Annotated in this window: 16 protein-coding genes; 8 read left to right on the top strand and 8 right to left on the bottom strand. The window is 61.1% G+C overall.

The genetic code is table 11. The annotated features are described in order from the left end of the window. The first annotated feature begins 74 nt into the window (after positions 1-74). Positions 75-2,564, top strand: a complete 2,490-nt coding sequence (locus ACIPL2_RS29270) for a TonB-dependent siderophore receptor (RefSeq protein WP_401362577.1) — start codon at positions 75-77, stop codon at positions 2,562-2,564. A gap of 181 nt (positions 2,565-2,745) precedes the next feature. Here the strand turns inward: ACIPL2_RS29270 and ACIPL2_RS29265 are convergent, their stop codons facing one another. The 4 genes from ACIPL2_RS29265 to paoA all read right to left on the bottom strand — a co-directional run bounded on the left by ACIPL2_RS29265 (position 2,746) and on the right by paoA (position 7,561). Continuing rightward, complete coding sequence (locus ACIPL2_RS29265; RefSeq protein ID WP_401362575.1) at positions 2,746-3,639, bottom strand: LysR family transcriptional regulator; 894 nt, start codon at positions 3,637-3,639, stop codon at positions 2,746-2,748. A 150-nt stretch (positions 3,640-3,789) separates the two neighbouring features. After that, a complete protein-coding gene (paoC, locus tag ACIPL2_RS29260) occupies positions 3,790-5,988 on the bottom strand; it encodes an aldehyde oxidoreductase molybdenum-binding subunit PaoC (protein WP_401362574.1) in 2,199 nt (732 codons plus the stop codon). After that, positions 5,985-6,941 (bottom strand): FAD binding domain-containing protein, encoded by a 957-nt coding sequence (locus ACIPL2_RS29255; RefSeq protein WP_401362572.1) that lies wholly within the window; start codon positions 6,939-6,941, stop codon positions 5,985-5,987. The genes paoC and ACIPL2_RS29255 overlap by 4 nt, the downstream gene beginning before the upstream one ends. After that, positions 6,938-7,561, bottom strand: coding sequence for an aldehyde dehydrogenase iron-sulfur subunit PaoA (paoA, locus tag ACIPL2_RS29250; protein WP_401362692.1), 624 nt, complete (start codon positions 7,559-7,561; stop codon positions 6,938-6,940). The genes ACIPL2_RS29255 and paoA overlap by 4 nt, the downstream gene beginning before the upstream one ends. Before the next feature lie 357 nt (positions 7,562-7,918). Between paoA and ACIPL2_RS29245 the strand changes: the two genes are divergently transcribed. Further along, the gene (locus ACIPL2_RS29245) at positions 7,919-8,608 is read left to right on the top strand and encodes a GNAT family N-acetyltransferase (RefSeq protein ID WP_401362571.1); all 690 of its coding nucleotides are present in this window, start codon (positions 7,919-7,921) and stop codon (positions 8,606-8,608) included. Between the two features lie 342 nt (positions 8,609-8,950). Here ACIPL2_RS29245 and ACIPL2_RS29240 read toward each other — a convergent pair whose 3' ends face one another. After that, the gene (locus ACIPL2_RS29240) at positions 8,951-10,078 is read right to left on the bottom strand and encodes a P1 family peptidase (protein ID WP_401362568.1); all 1,128 of its coding nucleotides are present in this window, start codon (positions 10,076-10,078) and stop codon (positions 8,951-8,953) included. Positions 10,079-10,241: 163 nt separating this feature from the next. Further along, entirely contained in the window at positions 10,242-11,345 is a 1,104-nt protein-coding gene (locus ACIPL2_RS29235) for a polyamine ABC transporter substrate-binding protein (protein WP_401362565.1), read from the bottom strand. A 111-nt stretch (positions 11,346-11,456) separates the two neighbouring features. Between ACIPL2_RS29235 and ACIPL2_RS29230 the strand changes: the two genes are divergently transcribed. Further along, on the top strand, positions 11,457-12,230 hold the full coding sequence (locus tag ACIPL2_RS29230; RefSeq protein WP_401362562.1) for a LuxR C-terminal-related transcriptional regulator: 774 nt from the start codon (positions 11,457-11,459) through the stop codon (positions 12,228-12,230). Positions 12,231-12,380: 150 nt separating this feature from the next. Here ACIPL2_RS29230 and ACIPL2_RS29225 read toward each other — a convergent pair whose 3' ends face one another. After that, on the bottom strand, positions 12,381-13,322 hold the full coding sequence (locus ACIPL2_RS29225) for a class I SAM-dependent methyltransferase (RefSeq protein ID WP_401362559.1): 942 nt from the start codon (positions 13,320-13,322) through the stop codon (positions 12,381-12,383). 268 nt (positions 13,323-13,590) lie between these two features. Between ACIPL2_RS29225 and ACIPL2_RS29220 the strand changes: the two genes are divergently transcribed. From ACIPL2_RS29220 to ACIPL2_RS29200, 5 genes are all read left to right on the top strand, one after another. Then, complete coding sequence (locus ACIPL2_RS29220; protein WP_401362556.1) at positions 13,591-14,208, top strand: cytochrome b/b6 domain-containing protein; 618 nt, start codon at positions 13,591-13,593, stop codon at positions 14,206-14,208. Next, positions 14,205-14,990, top strand: a complete 786-nt coding sequence (locus ACIPL2_RS29215) for a molybdopterin-dependent oxidoreductase (RefSeq protein ID WP_401362553.1) — start codon at positions 14,205-14,207, stop codon at positions 14,988-14,990. The genes ACIPL2_RS29220 and ACIPL2_RS29215 overlap by 4 nt, the downstream gene beginning before the upstream one ends. 71 nt (positions 14,991-15,061) lie before the next feature. Further along, entirely contained in the window at positions 15,062-15,313 is a 252-nt protein-coding gene (locus ACIPL2_RS29210; protein WP_401362550.1) for a pentapeptide MXKDX repeat protein, read from the top strand. 244 nt (positions 15,314-15,557) lie between these two features. After that, positions 15,558-15,965 (top strand): response regulator, encoded by a 408-nt coding sequence (locus ACIPL2_RS29205; RefSeq protein WP_401362547.1) that lies wholly within the window; start codon positions 15,558-15,560, stop codon positions 15,963-15,965. Between the two features lie 143 nt (positions 15,966-16,108). Then, positions 16,109-16,777 carry an HAD-IA family hydrolase gene (locus tag ACIPL2_RS29200; protein WP_401362544.1) on the top strand — a complete coding sequence of 223 codons (669 nt, stop codon included), beginning with the start codon at positions 16,109-16,111 and terminating at the stop codon, positions 16,775-16,777. 125 nt (positions 16,778-16,902) lie between these two features. On the opposite strand, the gene ACIPL2_RS29195 is transcribed toward ACIPL2_RS29200, so the two are convergent. Continuing rightward, on the bottom strand, positions 16,903-17,562 hold the full coding sequence (locus tag ACIPL2_RS29195; RefSeq protein WP_401362542.1) for a methyltransferase family protein: 660 nt from the start codon (positions 17,560-17,562) through the stop codon (positions 16,903-16,905). Positions 17,563-17,792 lie beyond the last annotated feature (230 nt).

The raw sequence follows: 17,792 nt of genomic DNA, 5'->3' as shown, positions 1-17,792 counted from the left end.
GATTCTCATTCGACTTTGTAGGTAGAGGCGCAATCGACGCCGCCATTCACTGCCACCGGGCGATAGGAAACTGCATGACCCCTCGCACTCCCCACCTCCGCAAACCTTCCAACAAACCTTCAGCCAGGCCCTTGAACCGTGCAGTACACGCCGCACTGCTCGGTATGGCGCTGATCGTCCCGCTGGGGATGGCGGTCGTGGCACAGCCGGCCTGGGCGCAGACCGATGCCGAAACGCAATTCGACATCCCGGCCGGTTCGCTGGGCCAGGCCTTGACCCAATTCGCCTCCACCGCCGGGGTGACGGTGTCTTTCGATCCGGTGCATGCCGGCGGTCAGAAGTCGCCGGGATTGCGTGGCCGCTACACGGTCGATGCCGGTTTGCGCCAGTTACTTGCCGGCAGCAAATTGCAGGCGATGCGTCACGACAATGGCAGCTATTCGCTGTTGCCGGTCGTGGATTCTGGTGCGGCGCTGCAACTGGGCGCGACCAGTATTTCGGGCCAGGCCATCGAGTCGGCCTACGGACCGGTCGACGGTTACGTGGCCACCCGCAGCGCCACTGCCACCAAGACCGACACGCCGATCCTCGAAGTGCCGCAAACCATCAACGTGGTGACCGCGCATCAAGTAGAAGTGCAGGGCGCCCGCAACCTGACCCAGGCCCTGCGTTATACGCCAGGGGTGAACACCGGCGGTTTCACCGACCGCAACTCGATAGCCGACGAGATCACCAGCCGTGGTTTCGCCCCCACGCCGTTGTACCTGGACGGGGCCTACATTCCTTACGCCGGTAGCTTGGGCGGCGCGCCGCAAATCGACCCGTACACCCTGGAGCGCATCGAAGTGCTCAAAGGCCCGTCGTCGGTGCTCTACGGGCAGAACCAGCCGGGCGGCCTGATTAACATGGTCTCCAAACGACCGACCAACGAACAGCAAAACCAGATCAAACTGGGCGCGGGCAGCTACAACCGGGTCAACGGCGCCTTCGACACCGGCGGCCCGATCGATGATCAGAAACAGTTCAGCTATCGCCTCGTCGGCGTCACCAACAAGGGCAACGAACAAGTCGACCACAACAACAGCGAACGCATGCTGTTGGCGCCGAGCCTGACCTGGGCGCCGACTGAAGACACCGCATTGACCGTGCTGGCGCAGATTCAGCGTGATGACGGGCTGCCCGATTATCAATCGCTGCCGAGGATCGGCTCGCTGGAACGAGGCCCCAACGGCGAGCGAATCAACCGGCATTTCTTCTCGGGTGACACCCACTTCAACGATTACCGGCGCGACCAATACGTCTTCGGTTATGACTTCAGCCATAACCTCACCGACGACCTGAAGTACCGCTCCACCGCGCGTTACACCGATGTGCGCGACCAGTACAAGGGCTTCTACCTGCGCAGCTTCGTCACCGATGCGGACGGCGTAACCGATTTCACCCGCGCCAACCGTGCCAAGGTCGACTGGCGCCAGCACAACATCGCCTATACCGTCGATAACAACCTGGAATACACGTTCAACACCGGGACGCTGGAACACACGACCCTGGCGGGCGTCGACTATCGCCATTTCACCCGCCAGTACGACGGCTACAACGCCAACAACGTGTTGCCGGTCGACCTCTACGGCAAGAACAACTACGACACCCGCAGCGTGACGCCTGAGCTGACCACGAAGTGGGACAACACCCTGCGCCAGACCGGCGTGTACCTGCAGGACCAGATCAAACTGGACAAGTGGATCCTGACCATCGGCGGTCGTCAGGACTGGGCGGAACTCGACAACAAGGACCTGCTGGCGTCGACCCACGAAGCCAAGCGCGACAATCAGTTCACTGGTCGCGTGGGCCTGACCTACGTCACTGATTTTGGCCTGGCGCCGTATGTCAGTTACTCCGAATCGTTCCTGCCGACCCTGGGCACCGCCGCCCCCGAGCGCGGCGGCAAGGCCTTCGAGCCGACCAAGGGCGAGCAATATGAAGTGGGCGTGAAGTACCAGCCGTTCGACAAAACGCTGATCACCGCGTCGGTGTATCAGGTCAAACAGAAGAACGTGCTGACCGGCGACGATGACTACCCGGAGTACATGGCGCAAAGCGGCGAAGTGCGTTCGCGCGGTATCGAACTGGAAGTCAAATCCAGTATCGACAACGTCGACGTATTGGCGGCGGCCAGCTACATGGACTCGTTCTACACCAAGGACACCTGGGGCAATCAGGGCAACCGCAACGAAGCGCAGTCGCCGGTATCGGCGGCGTTATGGGTGGATTACCACTTCATCCAGGCCAGTCTCAATGGCCTGACCTTCGGCGCCGGCGCGCGTTATACCGGGCGCAAACCGGGTGATGCGGCCAACTCGTTCGACGTGCCATCCTACGTTGTCTACGACACCACCGTCAGTTATGACATGGGTAAACTCGACCCGAGCCTGCGGGGTTTGCAGACGCGTCTGAACGTGCAGAACGTCTTTGACCGCGAGTATGTGTCGGACTGCAACTATTCGTTTGGCTGCTACTACGGGCAGGAGCGGGTGGCTTCGGTTGAGATGAGTTACGACTGGTAAGCGGGGTATGAACGCTGTTGGGTGCTGCTGCGCCTGACGCCATCGCGAGCAGGCTCGCTCCCACATTTGATCGCCGGCGTACACAAATGAAATGTTCACCGACAATCCACTGTGGGAGCGAGCCTGCTCGCGATGGGGCCGGCACATCCAACCCTTCAATCTCCTGACACACCCAAAAGGCTCACCCCCGATACCGCAACGCCTCCAGCAACAACGCAAACGCCGGCGACACCTGGCGCCGGCTCGGGTAATACAGATGGAACCCGGCAAACGGCGCGCACCAATCCTCAAGCACCTGCACCAACCGTCCAGCCGCAATGTGGGGGGCAACCAGATCTTCCGGGAGGTAACTCAAGCCAAATCCATCCAGCGCGGCATTGAGCAACTGATACACACCATTGAACGTGACCTGCCCGGACACACGCGCCTTCAGGCTTTCCTCACCCTTTTCAAACTCCCAGGCATACAAGCCGCCGTGGGTGGGCAAGCGCAAGTTATTGCACTGATGATCCGTCAGATCGCGAGGCGTCTCGGGCCGCGAGCGGTCGGCAAAGTACGCCGGCGAACCCACCACCGCCATGCGCATGTCCGGCCCGATGCGGGTAGCGATCATGCCTTGCGCCACGTCCTCGCCTAGGCGCACACCGGCATCAAAACCCTGGGCGGCAATATCGACAAAACCGTAGTCGCAGCACACCTCGACCGAGATATCCGGGTATTGCGCCAGGAACGGTTTCAACACCGGCCACAGGATGTATTCCAGCGCATGGTCCATCGCGTTGATGCGAATGTTGCCAGCAGGCGTATCGCGCAGCGTGCTCAGCGCCGCCAGCTCAATTTCGATTTCTTCAAAATGCGGCCCGATGGTTTCAATCAGGTGTTGCCCGGCTTCGGTCGGCGACACGCTGCGGGTCGTGCGCGTCAGCAAGCGCAATCCCAAGCGTGTTTCCAACGCCCGAATCGTATGGCTCAGGGCCGATTGGGACACACCGAGTTTGCCGGCCGCCTTGGTAAAGCTCCGTTCCCGCGCAACCGCCAGGAAGGCGAGCAGGTCATTGGCGTTTTCCCGCAACATTCATAAGTCTCCCTCACAGATCTCCCCTGATTCTAGAGAGAAAACCCGTAGGAGCGAGGCTTGCCCGCGAAGAACGATAACGCGGTCTTCCTGATGAACCGCGTTATCGTTCTTCGCGGGCGAGCCTCGCTCCTACAGGAATGGGGGTGGTCAGATCATGGGCGGCAGCTTATCCAGCATCTTGTCCAGGGTGATCGGGTACTCCCGAACTCGAATGCCCGTCGCGTTGTACAGCGCATTCGCGATCGCCGCACTGACCCCGCAGATCCCCAGTTCGCCCACGCCCTTGGCTTTCATCGGCGATGACACCGGGTCGGTTTCATCGAGGAAAATCACTTCCTGATGCGGGATGTCGGCATGCACCGGCACTTCGTAACCGGCCAGGTCGTGATTGACGAAAAAACCCCGGCGCTTGTCCACCACCAGGTCTTCCATCAGCGCCGCCCCCACGCCCATGGTCATTGCGCCAATCACCTGACTGCGCGCCGAGGTCGGGTTGAGGATGCGCCCGGCCGCACACACCGCCAGCATGCGCCGAACGCGCGTCTCGCCGGTGGCGCTGTCGACCGCGACTTCGACGAAGTGCGCACCGAACGTCGACTGCTGATACTGCTTGCTCAGCTCACCGAATTCGATGGAATCCTCAGCGACCAGTTCTTCGGTCTGCGCCGCGTTGCGCAACGGAATGCTTTTGCCGCCCGCGCGTACCTCGCCCGCAACGAACTCAGCCTCGTCGGCGTTCACACCGAGGCGTTGCGCCACCGCCTCCCGAAGTTTGACGCAGGCCGCATACACCCCCGCCGTCGAGCAGTTGCCGCCGAACTGTCCCCCGGACCCGGACGACACCGGAAAGCTTGAGTCGCCCAAGCGCACAACCACCTTGTCGAGTGACACGCCGAGCATTTCCGCAGCGGTCTGGCCGATGATGGTGTAGCTACCGGTGCCGATATCGGTCATGTCGGTTTCCACCGTGACGATGCCCTGGTCATCCAGCCGAACGCGGGCCCCGGACTTCACCAGGAGGTTATTGCGGAAGGCGACCGCGACACCCATGCCGATCAGCCAGCGACCCTCGCGTTGTGTGCCCGGCTGCGCATGCCGCTGCTTCCAGCCAAAACGATCGGCGCCGGTGCGCAGGCATTCAATCATCTGGCGCTGGGAAAAAGGTCGATCGGGTTTGGTCGGATCGACCTGGGTGTCGTTGATGATTCGAAATTCGACGGGGTCGAGTTTGAGTTTTTCCGCCATTTCGTCCATGGCGATTTCCAGCGCCATCATGCCCGGGGTTTCACCCGGTGCGCGCATCGCGTTGCCTTCCGGCAGGTCGAGTGTCGACAGGCGCATGGTCACCCGGCGGTTTTCCCCGGCATACAGCAGTTGGCTGGGTTGTGCGGCGAGCTCGACCTTGCCGTCGGGCAAGTTGCCGGACCAGCCTTCGTGAGCGATGGCGGTGATCTTGCCATCGCTGGCGGCGCCGAGGCGGATGCGCTGAATGGTCGCCGGTCGGTGCGTGCAATTGTTGAAGATCATGGGCCGCGCCAACGCCACTTTGACCGGCCTGCCGGCCATGCGCGCGCCGAGGGCGGCCAGCAGTGCATCGGAGCGGATAAACAGTTTGCCGCCAAAGCCACCGCCGATGTACGGCGAGATCAGGCGCACATTGTTCTTCGGTACGCCGAGGGTGGTCGCCAGATCGGTGACCGACCAATCGATCATCTGGTTCGACGTCCACAACGTCAGCCGGTCACCGTCCCACGCCGCCATAGACGCCATGGGTTCCATCATCGCGTGGGCCTGATCCGGCGTGGTGTAGGTCGCGTCCAATTGCACCGGTGCCGCCGCGAATGCACTGTCGAAATCCCCGTGGAGCGTGTCGCTCATCTGCTCCTTGGGTTCCACCGCCGACCCGCGCGAGCTGGCGAGATCGAACGCGCCGTCCGTGCTCACATAGGACACATCCACTCGTTCCGCGGCGGCTCGTGCCTGTTCGAAGGTTTCCGCCACCACCAGTGCCACGGCCTGGTGGTAATGCTCTATCTCTGGTCCGCCGAGTAACGCTGCGGTGTTGTATTTGCCCTTGCCGAGTTTGCCGGCATTCGCGGCGGTGACGATGGCGAGCACCCCCGGCGCCGACTGGGCCTCCTGCAGATTCATCGAGGCGATGCGGCCCTTGGCGATGGCCGAACCGACCACCACGCCATACGCCTGGTTCGGTACGGCGTTGTGGTGTTCATAGGCGTAAGGCGCATGCCCGGTGGTTTTCAGTGGTCCCTCGATCCGCGTCGTGGCCTTGCCGACGACCTTCATCTGGTCAATCGGGTTGGTGGTGGCCGGTGTGTCGAATTTCATGCCTGAGCCCTCGCGTGTGCCATCACCGACGCGAGCGTGCGCTCGACCAGGGTCAGTTTGAAGGCGTTTTCATCGGTGGGCGTCGCACCGGCGAGCAACTGCTCGGTCAGGGCTTTTGCGCCTTGAGCCATCGCGGTTTCGGCAGTCTCCACGCGCCAAGGTTTGTGCGCGACACCGCCCAGCGCGACACGGCCGGAGCCGTCTTTTTGGATCACCGCACCCACCGAGATCAGGGCGAAGGCGTAGGAGGCGCGGTCTCGGACCTTTTGATAAATGTGCACGCCACCGAGCGGAGCGGGGAGCGTGACGGCGGTAATCAATTCATGGGCGGCCAACGTGGTTTCAATGTTGGGTGTGTTGCCAGGCAGCCGGTGCAAGTCGGCGATGGGAATCACCCGTGTCGTGCCGTCGGGCCGGACCGTCTCGACCTGCGCATCAAGCGCCCGCATGGCCACGGCCATGTCGCTGGGATGAGTGGCGATGCAGGCCTCACTCACTCCGATGATGCCCAGCGGGCGACTGAAGCCGCCAATGGCCGCGCAACCGCTGCCGGGCTGGCGCTTGTTGCACGGCTGATGGGTGTCGTAGAAATACGGGCAGCGGGTGCGTTGCAGCAAATTGCCCGCCGTGGTCGCCCGGTTGCGCAACTGGCCGGAAGCGCCAGCGAGCAGGGCACGGGAGAGCAACCCGTAGTCCTTGCGCACGCGTGCGTCGGCAGCGAGGTCGGTGTTCCTGACCAGCGCACCGATTCGCAGGCCGCCCTCCGGGGTGGCTTCGATCCGGTCCAGCGCCAGGCCGTTGACATCGATCAGGTGCGTCGGCGTCTCGATGTCCAGCTTCATCAGGTCCAGCAGGTTGGTGCCGCCGGCGATGAACCGTGAGCCCTCAACCCGAGCGGCCAACTCGGCGGCTTCCGCGGGGGATTTGGCACGTAGATAGGTAAAGGGCCTCATACCGTGGCCTCCGCGACTTCAGTGATCGCCTCGATGATGTTGGAGTAGGCACCGCAGCGGCAGATGTTGCCGCTCATGCGTTCCTGGAGTTCGCTGGCGATCAGCTTGGGCTGTTCCGTAAGGCTTGGACTGGCATGACTGGGAATGCCATCACGAATTTCCCCCAGCACCGCCACCGCCGAACAGATCTGCCCCGGCGTGCAATAACCGCACTGATAACCGTCATGCTTGATGAACGCGGCCTGCATCGGGTGCAGGTTTTCCGGTGTGCCCAGCCCCTCGATGGTGGTGACGGTCGAACCCTCGTGCATCACCGCCAGGGTCAGGCAGGAATTAAGACGGCGGCCGTCGATAATCACCGTGCACGCGCCGCACTGGCCATGGTCGCAACCCTTTTTGGTGCCGGTCAGTTGCAGGTGTTCCCGTAGCGCGTCGAGCAGCGTGGTGCGGGTGTCGAGCTCCAGTGTTTGCGCTTGACCGTTCACCTGGAAAGACACCTTGGCGGTGATCGAACGTGCGGCGTTGGCGGCGCTGGCGCGGGCAGAAATGAACGGTGGCAGCGCCACGGCCGCTGCCGTCACGGCCCCCACAATCAGAAATTTTCGCCGGGTTATCGACATCAGGTCACGGTGGTCCATGGGTTCGATTCCTTTGCGTTGTTGGCGTTGCCTCATCAAGGAGTGACCCGTGCGCTGGCGGAATGTTTTTGCGTTTTTTGGCTATAGAGTTATGCGTGGTGCTCATGAATGGGGTTTTGCGGTGTCGGGACGGACGCCTTCGCGAGCAAGCCCGCTCCCACATTAGATTTTCAGTGGACACAAAATTTGTGTACGACGAAGATCAAATGTGGGAGCGGGCTTGCTCGCGAAGGGGCCGGCACCTCCAGCACAGCAATCACCTGACACCCCATCAGCACGTTATGATGGGCACGCCAGCGACAAACGCTTCACACTCGCCCCCCGGAGTCAGCCCCCGCAATGCCCCAGATCACCCATTTCAAAACCCCGTGCCCCGAGCACATCAATAGCCAGATCCTGCAGATGGTGGTCGACTACCTGACCGACATCAGCCTGGTCGCTATCCCGCCGAGCAACCTGTTGTACAACGTGTACCAGTACGCGATCGGCTACGAGGTTCACCTCTATCTGGAGGCGTTGAACGGGGCGAAAGGGCTTACCGTGGAATTGCTCGTCGCCACCGACGATGACGACCCGGAAAAGGTCCTCGGCTTTTTGCTGTACCTGCCGGTCAAGGACGATCCCGACGCCTGCGCCGTGGCGTACATGGCTGTGCGGGCCGGCCATCGGCGCCAGGGGATTGCGCCGCGGATGCTGCGGGAGATGGTCGGCCGCTATCCGCATGCCGAGCTGACCTGTGCCGTGGCCAAGGTGCCGTATTTCGAGTCGATGGGCTTTCAGGTGCTGGGTGTGCGCGGGACGCAGGTGCTGATGAATACCCGCGATCACGGCACCAATGGCTTGCGGGCCTTGCTCGACGTGGCGTCGATCTACAGCTCGCTGGAAGTGCGGCAGATTCATACCTACCTGCTGCAAAAACACGGCAAGCGGGCGATGCTCGATGCGGAAAAACAGCGTGACCGGCATCTGGACCAGATGACGTACAAGGCCAATGAGTTTGTCCGCGAACGTCTGGCCGAACGCGATTAACTGTGGGAGCGAGCCTGCTCGCGATGAGGCCATCACATCCAACATGGATGGCGCCTGACCCACCGTCTTCGCGAGCAGGCTCGCTCCCACAGGGGATGTGTGTTGGGTTTCAGAATGTACAAAGCCCGGTCAACTGCCGGGCTTTTTCTTGTCTGGGTTTCGCACAGATAAAAAAAGAGCCTCAACGCTCTTTGATGGGGAGGAAGTAGAGCCCTTGAGGCTCAAGATGCGCATGAAGCAAGTGGTGAGCTTGGTAGGGGTTCAGTGCACTCACCACTTACGCAACGGCTTGAGCAAACAAGCGGCTGCGCAGTTCTATCGTAGAAAAGTGGGGTTTTGCGCTCAAGTACCGCTAGTCGAATCCCCCCGCCAGCCGGCGCTTTGCAGGGCTTTGAGCAGCGTTTCGGCATCCAGTCCCGGCACCGCATGGCCATTGCCCTCGGCGGTGTCGGAAGCCAGCAAGGCATTGATGATCGCTTCCTCCACGGCTTCGGTCGCGGCGAGGAACAACTCGCTGATGTGGTCGTTGTTGACCATGCTCAGGTTGTCGGTTGTTGGCGCCTTCTTGCTTTCATAAGCGGCGGGTGGCACCTCATTGCCGGTCGCAAAGGCAATGAAAATGTCACCGCTGTGGTCTTCATTGCCGCCGCCGGTGCGGGCAAGTCCGAGGCTGGCGCGTTGGGCCAGGCGCGTGCACTGATGCGGCAACAACGGCGCATCGGTGGCCAGGCAAACCACGATCGAGCCCATGCCCGGATGCGGCAGCGAAGCCTTGAGGAACGGCGAGTCAGCCTGTTCCATGTAGCGCCCGACCGGGTAACCGTCGACGCGCAATTCGTTGCGGATGCCGTGGTTGGCCTGAACGATGGCGCCGACGGTCCAGCCGCCCTGAGCGCTGTTCAGCCGGCGCGAAGCGGTGCCGATGCCGCCCTTGAATTCATGGCAGATCATCCCGCTGCCGCCACCGACGCAACCTTCCGCCACCGGGCCGTCCGCTGCTGTGCGCAGGGCTTCGGCCACATGCTCGACCTTCACATGGAAGCCATTGATATCGTTGAGCAGGCCGTCGAAGGTTTCCAGCACCACGGGCATGTTCCAGTAGAGTCGTCCGTCGTCCGGCTGCTGCTCACGGTCCAGCACGATCAGCGCATCGCGCACCACGCCCAGGCTATGGGTGTTGGTGAAGGCGATCGGGCTGGTCAACAGGCCGGCCTCGCGAACCCACTCAAGGCCGGTCGCATCGCCGTTGCCGTTGAGCACATGGACGCCGGCAAAACACGGTTGCCGGCTGGTGGAACCGGCACGCGGCTCGATCACGGTGACGCCGGTGAGGATGTCGCGTCCATTGGCGGTGCGTCCTCGCACATTGCTGTGGCCGACCCGTACGCCAGGCACGTCAGTGATGGCGTTGAGCGGGCCGGGTTGCAGTTGGCCGAACTGAATGTTCAGGTCACGGGCACGTGGTTTCATGGTTTCTCTCATCTTCAATTCCTGGCAGAAAAAATCGGGCTTGCAGGGCGCAGAACCTGTGGGAGCGGGCTTGCTCGCGAAGGCGGTGTGTCAGGCAAAGATGATGTCGACTGACACTCCGCCTTCGCGAGCAAGCCCGCTCCCACAAGGGTTTGCGGTGGGTTTACTGGCCGTTTTTCACATTGCTCCAGATCCGCGTGCGGACGCGTTCGATTGCATGGGGCTGCGGTTGCAAGATGAACAGCTTGGCGATCACCTCGGCGCTGGGGTAGATATTCGCGTAGTCATGCACCTCGGCCGAGAGCAGGGCAGTCGCGTCCATGTTGGCGTTGGCGGTGAGCGCCAGATTGGTGGCCGGTGCGATCACTTCGGGACGCAGCAGATAGTTGATGAACACCAGCCCCTGCTCGGGGTTGCGGCCGTCTTTTACGACGACCAGGTTGTCGGACCACAGCGGTGCGCCTTCTACAGGGATGCTGTACTCGATGTTCACCCCCTTCGCGGCTTCGTTGGCGGCTTGCTTGGCACCAAACACTGTTCCTGACCACGTCAGCGCCACGCAGATATCGCCGTTGGCCAGGTCGCTGCCGATCTTCGACGAATTGAAGTAGGTGATGTACGGACGCAACTTGAGCATCAGCGCTTCGGCTTTTTTATAGTCTTCGGGGTTGCTGCTGTTGGGTGGCAGACCGAGGTAATGCAGGGCTATGGGCATGATCTCGGCGGGCGCGTCCAGAATTGCCACGCCACATTGGCTGAGTTTGGCCAGGTTCTCTTCTTTGAACAGCAAATCCCAGGAGTTCACCGGTGCCTGATCACCGAGGACTTCGCGGACCTTGTCAACGTTGTAGCCAATCCCGTCGGTGCCCCACAAGTAGGGTACGGCGTACTGATTGTCGGGGTCGTTCGCGCGAAGTTTTTCCAACAGCACCGGGTCGATGTGCTTCAGATTGGGCAGTTGGCTGCGATCGAGTTTCTGCAAGGCGCCCGCCTTGATCAGGGCCGGCAGAATGAAGTTACTGGCGACCACTACGTCGTAACCGCTATGACCTGTCATCAGCTTGGCTTCCAACACCTCGCCGCTGTCGAAGGTGTCGTACACGGGCGTGATGTTGGTGTCGCGCTGAAAGTCCTTGAGGGTGGTCGGGCCGATGTAGTCATACCAGTTGTAGACGTGCACAGTCGGGCCCTCGGCGGCAACCGCCGACAGCGAGACCGCCAGGCAGGCGCCCATCCCCAGATTGAAATACGAACGGTGACGACTCATGATGCGGCACTCCTGGCCTGCTGCAGGCCGGTGATGAACAGGTGCTTGCAGCGTATCGGCAAGGGCTGGATTTACCCATTCCCATCATGGGTTACTCGAAAGGGGTAGTGCGTGGACGCGTTGTTGAAAGAGTTACCGGTGCACCAAGGGCTGGCGCGGGTATTTGCCGCGGTGGGCCAGGACGGATTCTGGCGCGCGCTGGTGGACACCTTGCGGTTGCTGGTGCCGCTGGACAACGCGTTGGTCGCGGTGATGCGGCCGGGGCGAGTGCCGCGCCTGCTGATCGATTTCGACACTCAGGGCAGCGGTGACGAGCAAGAAGAACTGGCCGACTACAGTGCCGGCATGTACCTGCTCGATCCGTTTTATCAGGCGGCTTGCGCCGGCATTGCCGATGGTCTGCACACCCTCGAATCGGTGGCCCCCGACCAGTTCCAGCACAGCGAGTATTACCTGAGTTACTTCCGCGCGGTGGTCGGTGGTGACGAGTTGCAGTTCATGATCAACCTCGACGGCGCCGTGCTCGGTCTGTCCCTCGGTCGCTCGACGCGCTTCACTCTTGAAGAGCAGGGCCGCCTGCTCTGCGTGCGCGACTGGGTACTGGCGGCGATGCGCCGACACCTGCAATTGCAGCCGCCGGAAGGGCCGGTTGCCGAGGCGGTGGCCGGCGACCTGGCGACCCTGTTGGACCGCTTCGACGCACGACTGTCGGTCCGGGAAATCGAAACGGCGCGGCTGATTCTGCAGGGCTTCTCCAGCAAAGCCATCGCCCAGCACATGGGCATTTCGCCGGAGACGGTGAAGGTGCATCGGCGCAACCTCTATCACAAGCTCAATGTGAATGGGCACGGTGAGTTGTTTGCACTGGTGTTGCAGCCGCGTTGATCCTCGGCGCCTCCGCCGATCCCCTGTGGGAGCGGGCTTGCTCGCGAAGAGGCCCGTGCATTCGACATCAGTTCAGCCTGATACGCCGCCTTCGCGAGCAAGCCCGCTCCCACATTTAATCTGCGTCATGGGATGGACTTTCTGCGAAGGTCATTCCTCAAGCTTGAACACCAGCGCCTTCAATCCGGCCTCCGCATCGGCGTCCGGAAACTCCGGTGGATTTTCCAGCCGTTGTTCAAACCGCAGGCTCGGCGCTTCGCGGGTGACGCCGTCGATCAGGAAGTCCGAACCGAACGCCGGGTCGTTCATGCAAGCCAGCACGGTACCCTGCGGGCTGAGCAGTTCCGGCAGGCGGCGCAATACGCGTTGGTAGTCCTTGGTCAGCAGGAAGCTGCCTTTCTGAAACGACGGCGGGTCGATGATCACCAGGTCATAAGGGCCTTTGCCGATCACCTTGCCCCAGGATTTGAACAGGTCGTGACCAAGAAACGTGACCTTGCCCAGGTCGTGGCCGTTGAGGCGGTGGTTGTCGCGGCCACGGCTCAAGGCCGGGCTGGACATGTCCAGGTTGACCACGTGCGTCGCGCCACCCTCGATGGCCGCCACCGAGAATCCGCACGTGTAGGCGAACAGGTTCAGCACCCGTTTGCCCTCGGCATTGGCCCGCACCCAATCGCGCCCGTAACGCATGTCGAGGAACAGGCCGGTGTTCTGTTTACGGCCCAGGTCCACCCGATACTTCAGGCCGCCTTCGGTAATGGTCAGTTCGTCGATCTCGTCGCCCAACAACCATTCGGTGGTGCTTTGCAGCAGGTAGCGGTGTTGCAGCAATAGCGTATGCGCGCCCGATTGTGCCCACTGCGGTGACTGAGTGATTGCCATCAGCAGCGCTTTCAAATCGTCCAGCTGCGCGGGTTCAGGCTCTTTGAACAGCGACACCAGCACCACGCCCTGCAGCCAGTCGACCGTCAATTGCTCCAGCCCCGGCCAGCACCGGCCGCGACCGTGGAACAGCCGGCGGGTTTCTGCGGGGGCCGATGCCAGGGCCGTCAGCAAATGGGCGTTGAGGGTGGAGAGGGCGTCTGAGTTCATCGGGCAGCGTCGGCAATGTGAAGGGGCGGCATTTTAACCACAATCGGGCCACGACTGGGCCACACAAAACCACTGAGGGAGCGGGCTTGCTCGCGAAGAGGCCATTACATTCAACATTGAGGGCGCCTGACACACCGCCTTCGCGAGCAAGCCCGCTCCCACAGGTTAATGGGCGGTAGTTATCACGATTAATTTAACTCTGCGTGAGGATTTGGCGATCTACCGGCCCCCATACTCGGCCCCAACGAACAACAACCGGGAGCCAGACATGTCGACGTCAGTTGCTTCACCCAGGCCCAGCCATCCTCGCTGGCTACGGTTGACCCATTGGCTGAACGCCCTGGCGGTGCTGGTCATGGTCACCAGCGGTTGGCGCATCTACAACGCGTCGCCCCTGTACGACTTCAGCTTTCCCAAGTCGATCACGTTGGGCGGCTGGCTTGGCGGCGCGCTGCAATGGCATTTCGCGGCGATGTGGTTTCTGGCCGCCAACGGCCTCGTCTACCTGCTCATCAATCTCTTCAGTGGTCGCCTGAAACGACGCTTTTTCCCGGTTTCGCCATCAGGTGTCCTGCATGACTTGGGCGCAGCGTTGAGAGGACGGTTGGAGCATGCCGACCTGAGTCATTACAACCAGGTGCAACGGCTGGCGTACCTGTTCGTGATGGTCGACATCGCGCTATTGGTAATCTCCGGGCTGGTGCTGTGGAAGTCCGTGCAGTTCCCGTTGTTGCGCGAATTGCTGGGCGGCTACGAAGGGGCGCGGCAGGTGCACTTCATCGCGATGTCGCTGTTGGTGGCGTTCGTCGCGGTGCACCTGGTGATGGTCACGCTGGTGCCCAAAACATTATTGGCGATGATCGTCGGTCACAAGGAGCCGGTATGAAAAAGCGCATCGAAGGCTCAGGACTGGACGAATCGTCCATCCTGACCGACGCCAGGAAAATCATTGCCCCACAGATCGAGGACCGTTCACGTCGGGCTTTCCTGATGCGTGGCCTGACCCTTGGCGGCCTGGCGATGTTGTCCGGCTGCAACCTCACCGACAACGAAAGCGTCGAGACCGCGCTGTCCTCCATGTCCCGGTTCAACGATCGGGTGCAGGGCTGGTTGTTCAACCCCAATGCGCTGGCGCCGACCTATCCCGCATCGATGATCACCCGACCGTTTCCGTTCAATGCCTTTTACGGCATCGACGAGGCACCGATGGTGGAGGAAGCCAGTTATCGACTGGAAGTCACCGGCCTGGTGGCGGACAAGCGCAGCTGGCGGCTTGAAGAACTGCGCGCCATGGCCCAGACCGAGCAGATTACCCGGCACATTTGCGTCGAAGGCTGGAGCGCAATCGGACGCTGGGGCGGGGTGCGGTTCAGCGACTTCCTGAAACGGGTCGGTGCCGATACCGATGCCAAATATGTCGGCTTCAAGTGCGCCGACGACTACTACACCAGCATCGACATGGCCACCGCACTGCATGCGCAAACCCTGCTGACGCTGACCTACGACGGCGCCGTGTTGCCTCGCGAGTACGGCTTCCCGATGAAACTGCGCATGCCCACCAAGCTCGGCTACAAGAACCCCAAACACATTCAGGCGATTTTCGTCAGCAACACCTACAGCGGCGGCTACTGGGAAGACCAGGGCTACAACTGGTTTGGCGGCAGCTGACGACGCTTGGCAACTTCATCGTGCAGCCACCGCTGCGCTCATTCGTAACCTGTGCTTCAAGGAGTTTGATCATGAAAAAGTTAACCACGGTTGTGCTGTCCATGTGCCTCGCCGTAGGCGCCGCCAGCGTGTTCGCCGCCGACACCATGAGCAACGACAGCATGAGCAAGGACTCGATGTCCAAAGACGCCATGCACAAAGACACGATGAAAAAGGACGCCATGTCCAAGGACACCATGAAGAAAGACAGCATGTCCAAAGACACGATGAAAAAAGACACCATGTCCAAAGACAGCATGAAAAAAGCCGCCCCTTCACAATAACCACAGACAACCACAATCCCCTGTGGGAGCGAGCCTGCTCGCGATGGAGTGTCAGTCACCACGCCGTATCTGACACACCTTCGCGAGCCAGCTCGCTCCTACAGAGGTTTTCAGGGTCACAGCCCTGCAAATTTGTCGCTCGCCCGTATCAAAAATGAATTTCCGCCGAGTCCGCTGCTCATACCAGATAAGCAGCGGATTTACGCCCGCGAAAACATTGGTGAGATCAGGGAGCGGCACAGTCATGAGTCCAGTATCGGAAGCGGGCAGGAACCTTCCAGGCGGGTTGATTCTTGTGGTGGAGGATGACCCGCTGATCCTCGAGTTTCTCTGTGAGATTCTTCAGGAAGAAGGCTTTGTGGTTGAGCCGCATGTCAGCGCGGACGCCGCGTCGGTGTACCTGAACGAGCATGCAAACAAGGTGGGTTTATTGCTGACCGACATCACCATGCCGGGAACACTCAATGGTGCGGACCTGGCCAATCTGTTCGGCGACCGCTGGCCGGACAAACCGATCATGATCATGTCCGGGTTCGAAACGCCGGAAAGCTCAGGGGTCAGGCATGCGGTTTCGTTCATCAAGAAACCGTGGGCGCTGGGGCAACTGCTTGATTGTGTGGAAGGTGCGCTGAAGTCGCGCCGTACTTTGTAGGAGATGCTGGCGGCTCGGGCCGCGTTCGGACGATCTTTTGATCTTCGCTTCTAAAAAACAAGATCAAAAGATCGTAGCCTTCTGCAGCGCCTACATTGATCGTGTACATTCGCTGGCAGACCTTTGAGAAAGGAAGCGACCTTTTGTCTGCTCACGAATCCGTTTTCAATACCCCGTACCGAGCTTTCCTGTTCGACATGGACGGCACCGTCCTCAACTCCATTGCCGCCGCCGAGCGGATCTGGGCTGCCTGGGCCGTGCGCCATGGGGTCGATGTCGAGTCTTTCCTGCCGACCATCCATGGCGCTCGCGCCATCGACACCATCAATCGCCTCGCGTTGCCCGGGGTGGATGCCGAGGCTCAAGCGGCGTTTATCACCCATGCGGAAATCGAGGATGTCGAAGGCATTGTCGAGGTGCTGGCAGCGGCGGATTTCCTGAAGTCGCTTCCCGCCCATCAATGGGCCATCGTCACCTCGGCGCCCAAGGCCCTGGCGTTGCGCCGAATGGCGGCGGCGGGGATTCCAGAACCGGCGGTGATGGTCACGGCCGAGGATGTCAGCGCTGGCAAGCCTGATCCTGCCGGCTATCGACTGGCTGCCAAGCGGTTGGGTGTTGACGTGACAGAGTGCCTGATTTTCGAAGACGCCACCGTGGGCATCCTCGCGGCCGAAGCAGCGGGCGCGGGCCTGGTGGTGGTGACGGCGACTCACGATCACCCGATCGAGACCGCGCATGCCACATTGGCCAACTATCAGTCAGTTACTACGCTTGCCGGCCCAGACGGGAATCTCCGCCTACAGAAAATCTAATGTGGGAGCGGGCTTGCTCGCGAAGGCGGTGGATCAGTCGACATCAATGTTGAATGTGACGGCCCCTTCGCGAGCAAGCCCGCTCCCACAGTTGATTGATGGTGTTCATAGGTTTGTGGTCGACATTAGTAAACCCCAGGAATCAACCGCCAGCTCCGGGCGCAATAGGCTTCGTATTCACTGCCAAACTGCGCCCTCAGCAGCGCTTCTTCCGAATGAATGCGCGCAATCAGCGGGATCAGCGTCAGCGCCGCCAGCAGCAGGCCAACACCGGAACGAAAGGCCAGCGCCCAACCCACGGCATTGACCACCAGCCCCAGATAACTGGGGTTGCGCAGGCTGCGATAAATCCCGTCGGTGACCAGGCTGTGCCCCGGCTGAATCGCCACCAAACCACTGAAACGCTTGCCCAGCACAAACACCGGCCAGATCCGCAGTGCGCCGCCGACGATGAACAACAACGCCCCGAGCCAGCGCACACCTTCGCCACCGAAGGTCCAGAAGTCGATCCGGTCTGTGTAAGCCGGCAGATAACCACTCAACAATCCGATCACCCCGAAGGCCGGGAGCACCCAGCGATTGGCCCGGTCTTCGCGCTCCCCGGAACTCAGATTGACCTCGGTGAACAGCGACGCGACGGTCATCACCAACGTGGCCAGCACGATGACCACCAGCGGTGCATGGGAGAAAAAAGCCGCAAAACCGCCCATCCCCCACACTGCCAGACCGAGATAGGCGAGCGTGCCGACGACGGCAAAAAACGCCAGTTTGGCCGAGATTTTCATCTGACCCTCCAAAAGTGCACACACCTCTCATTGTAGGAGCTGGCTTGCCCGCGAAGGACGTTAACGATGACGGTTTTCAACAGGCTAAACGTGGCGTATTCGAGTCCTTCGCTGGCAAGCCAGCTCCTATGTATGGACTCGCCCCCGCATTCAACCCGCTTTTGAACACTGCTACCCGGTTGCATCTATGTATCAGGCCTGTTCGAGGAAGCCTGCAACGGCTTCTGGCC

Origin of the sequence: Pseudomonas sp. NPDC086251 (assembly GCF_044746405.1) — a bacterium.
GTDB lineage: Bacteria > Pseudomonadota > Gammaproteobacteria > Pseudomonadales > Pseudomonadaceae > Aquipseudomonas.
This window is presented reverse-complemented; position numbering and strand designations above follow the sequence as displayed.

Excerpts from the sequence above, each read along its gene's own strand:
- paoC (WP_401362574.1), bottom strand. The coding sequence starts at position 5,988 with ATGAAATTCGACACACCGGCCACCACCAACCCGATTGACCAGATGAAG.
- ACIPL2_RS29205 (WP_401362547.1), top strand. The coding sequence starts at position 15,558 with ATGAGTCCAGTATCGGAAGCGGGCAGGAACCTTCCAGGCGGGTTGATT.
- ACIPL2_RS29245 (WP_401362571.1), top strand. The coding sequence starts at position 7,919 with ATGCCCCAGATCACCCATTTCAAAACCCCGTGCCCCGAGCACATCAAT.
- ACIPL2_RS29225 (WP_401362559.1), bottom strand. The coding sequence starts at position 13,322 with ATGAACTCAGACGCCCTCTCCACCCTCAACGCCCATTTGCTGACGGCC.
- ACIPL2_RS29255 (WP_401362572.1), bottom strand. The coding sequence starts at position 6,941 with ATGAGGCCCTTTACCTATCTACGTGCCAAATCCCCCGCGGAAGCCGCC.
- ACIPL2_RS29265 (WP_401362575.1), bottom strand. The coding sequence starts at position 3,639 with ATGTTGCGGGAAAACGCCAATGACCTGCTCGCCTTCCTGGCGGTTGCG.
- ACIPL2_RS29210 (WP_401362550.1), top strand. The coding sequence starts at position 15,062 with ATGAAAAAGTTAACCACGGTTGTGCTGTCCATGTGCCTCGCCGTAGGC.
- paoA (WP_401362692.1), bottom strand. The coding sequence starts at position 7,561 with ATGTCGATAACCCGGCGAAAATTTCTGATTGTGGGGGCCGTGACGGCA.
- ACIPL2_RS29215 (WP_401362553.1), top strand. The coding sequence starts at position 14,205 with ATGAAAAAGCGCATCGAAGGCTCAGGACTGGACGAATCGTCCATCCTG.
- ACIPL2_RS29195 (WP_401362542.1), bottom strand. The coding sequence starts at position 17,562 with ATGAAAATCTCGGCCAAACTGGCGTTTTTTGCCGTCGTCGGCACGCTC.
- ACIPL2_RS29270 (WP_401362577.1), top strand. The coding sequence starts at position 75 with ATGACCCCTCGCACTCCCCACCTCCGCAAACCTTCCAACAAACCTTCA.
- ACIPL2_RS29240 (WP_401362568.1), bottom strand. The coding sequence starts at position 10,078 with ATGAAACCACGTGCCCGTGACCTGAACATTCAGTTCGGCCAACTGCAA.
- ACIPL2_RS29235 (WP_401362565.1), bottom strand. The coding sequence starts at position 11,345 with ATGAGTCGTCACCGTTCGTATTTCAATCTGGGGATGGGCGCCTGCCTG.
- ACIPL2_RS29220 (WP_401362556.1), top strand. The coding sequence starts at position 13,591 with ATGTCGACGTCAGTTGCTTCACCCAGGCCCAGCCATCCTCGCTGGCTA.